The following is a 3,143-nucleotide window of genomic DNA, read 5'->3' on the forward strand; positions in this document are numbered from 1 at the left end:
GGGGTGTGCGGGGCGGGGGGAGTCGGTGCTGGTGCATGCCGGTGCGGGCGGTGTGGGGATGGCGGCGGTGCAGTTGGCGCGGCATCTGGGTGCGGAGGTGTTCGCGACTGCGAGTGAGGGCAAGTGGGAGGCTTTGCGGGGTCTGGGTCTGGACGAGGATCACATCGCGTCCTCGCGTGATCTGGGTTTCGAGGAGAAGTTCCGGGCGGTGACCGGTGGCCGGGGCGTGGATGTGGTTCTGAACGCGCTGGCCGGGGAGTTCGTGGATGCGTCGTTGCGGCTGACGGCCGACGGTGGCCGGTTCCTGGAGATGGGCAAGACCGACATCCGTGATCCGCGGTCGGTCGAGCGGGTGGCCTACCGTGCCTTCGACCTGGGTGAGGCGGGTGCGGACCGTACGCAGGAGATGCTGCGGGAGCTGGTGGAGCTGTTCGCCGGGGGGGCTCTGCGGCCCCTTCCGGTGAGGGTGTGGGATGTGCGGCGGGCGCGTGAGGCGTTCCGGTTCATGAGCCAGGCCAGGCACGTGGGCAAGATCGTGCTGACGATGCCGCCGCGCTGGAACCCCGACGGCACCGTCCTGATCACCGGCGGCACCGGAGGCCTGGGCCGGGAACTGGCCCGCCACCTGGTGACCGCGCGGGGCGCGCGCCGCCTCCTCCTGGTGTCCCGCCGGGGCATCGAGGCCGAAGGCGCCGCCGAGCTGCGGGACGAACTCGCGGCCGCCGGAGCGGTCGTGGACATCACCGCCTGCGACATGGCCGAGCGCGAGGCGGTCGAGGCGCTCCTCGCCGAGGTCCCCGCGGCGCATCCGCTGACCGCGGTCGTGCACGCGGCCGGTGTGCTGGACGACGGTGTGGTGACCTCCCTGTCGGCGGAGCGGGTCTCGGACGTGCTGCGGCCGAAGGTCGACGCCGCCTGGCACCTGCACGAGCTGACCCGGGACCTGGACCTGGCCGCGTTCGTCATGTTCTCGTCGGTGTCCGGCGTGATGGGCAGCGCCGGTCAGGGCAACTACGCGGCGGCCAACGTCTTCCTGGACGCGCTCGCCCAGCAGCGGTCCGCGTCCGGCCTGCCCGCCCTCTCCCTGGCCTGGGGCGCCTGGGTCCAGGACGCCGGCATGACCGGCACCCTCTCCGACGCCAGTGCCCGGAGGATGGCCGCCTCGGCCGCACCGCCCCTCACCGTCGAACAGGGCCTCGCGCTCTGGGACGCCGCCACGGTCTCCGACGAGCCGTACCTCGTGCCCATCGGTGCCTCCGGCAACACCCGGATGCCCGGTGAGGTGCCGCCGCTGCTGCGCAACCTGGTGCGCGGCACCCGGCGCGCGGCCGCCACCGCCGTCGGCGGGGCCCGGGTCGCCGCGGACCTCACCCGCCAGCTCCTTCAGACGCGGGAGGAGGAACGCGTCCGCGTCCTGCTCAACCTGGTCCGCGGCGAGGCCGCCTCCGTGCTCGGCCACTCCTCGCCCAAGGCCGTCGAGGCCGACCGCGACTTCCACGACCTCGGCTTCGACTCGCTCACCGCCGTCGAACTGCGCAACCGCCTCACCGGGGTCACCGGCCTGCGGCTCCCGGCGACCCTCGTCTTCGACTACCCGACGCCCACCGTGCTCGCCGAGCACCTGGTGGCCGCGCTGCTCGAGGAGGAGCGGGTCGCCGGCACGCCCGCGGCCACCGGCACGGTTCTGCCCGCGACGGCCGACGACCCGGTGGTCATCGTCGGCATGGCCTGCCGGATGCCCGGCGGCGTCAGCTCGCCCGAGGAACTGTGGCGGCTCGTCGTCGAGGGCCGCGAGGGCATCTCGGCCTTCCCGACCGACCGCGGCTGGGACCTGGAGACCCTCATGCGCGGCGGCCACGGCGGCCACGGCCGCAGCGCCACCTCCGAGGGCGGGTTCCTCTACGACGTCGCCGACTTCGACGCCGGCTTCTTCGGGATCTCCCCGCGCGAGGCCCTCGCCATGGACCCGCAGCAGCGCCTGCTGCTCGAGACGTCCTGGGAGGCGTTCGAACGCGCCGGCATCGATCCGGCGACCGTGCGCGGGAGCCAGACCGGTGTCTTCGTCGGCACCAGCGGCCAGGACTACACCACCCTCGTCATGAACTCCAGCGAGGACGCCGAGGGCCACGCCCCGACCGGTCTCGCCACCAGCGTCATCTCCGGCCGTCTCTCCTACACCTTCGGCCTGGAGGGCCCGGCGGTCACGATCGACACCGCCTGCTCCTCCTCCCTGGTCGCCCTGCACTGGGCGGCCCACGCGCTGCGCTCCGGCGAGTGCAGCCTCGCCCTCGCGGGCGGCGTCACCGTGATGTCGACCGCCATGGGATACGCCGGGTTCACCCGGCAGGGCGGCCTCGCCCCCGACGGCCGCTGCAAGGCGTTCGCCGACTCCGCCGACGGCACCGGCTGGTCCGAGGGCGTCGGCATGCTCGTCGTCGAGCGCCTCTCCGACGCCCGCCGCAACGGGCACGAGGTGCTCGCCGTGCTGCGCGGCTCGGCCGTCAACCAGGACGGTGCCTCCAACGGGCTGACCGCGCCCAACGGCCCTTCCCAGCAGCGCGTGATCCGGCAGGCCCTGGCGAGCGCGGGGCTCTCGACCGCCGACGTGGACGCCGTCGAGGCGCACGGCACCGGCACGACCCTGGGCGACCCGATCGAGGCGCAGGCGCTGCTCGCCACCTACGGCCAGGACCGTCCCGCCGACCGGCCGCTGCTGCTCGGCTCGATCAAGTCGAACATCGGGCACGCCCAGGCCGCCTCCGGCGTCGCCGGCGTCATCAAGACCGTCATGGCGCTCCGCCACGGCCTTCTGCCCAAGTCCCTGCACATCGACGCGCCGTCGACCCACGTGGACTGGACCGAGGGCGAGGTGCGCCTGCTCACCGAGACCGTCGACTGGCCGGAGACCGGACGTCCGCGCCGTGCCGGTGTGTCGTCCTTCGGTATCAGCGGCACCAACGCGCACACCATCATCGAGCAGGCCCCGGAGACCGAGCCCGTCACTTTGGCCGTGGAGCCCGGGCGCGTTCCCGAGGCCGTGCCGTGGCCGGTGTCGGCCAAGTCCGAGGAGGCCCTGGAAGGCCAACTGGAGCGGATCACCTCCCTCGACTCCGACACCGCATCCGTGCTGGAGGTCGGCTTCT

Annotated in this window: 1 pseudogene; it reads left to right on the plus strand. The window is 73.5% G+C overall.

Annotation, left to right across the window (positions count from 1 at the left end):
- Window positions 1-16: 16 nt before the first annotated feature.
- Window positions 17-3,143, plus strand: a pseudogene (locus TU30_RS32735) (type I polyketide synthase); the annotation flags it as partial.

The organism is Streptomyces sp. NBRC 110035, from assembly GCF_000829695.1.
Classification (GTDB): Bacteria; Actinomycetota; Actinomycetes; order Streptomycetales; family Streptomycetaceae; genus Streptomyces.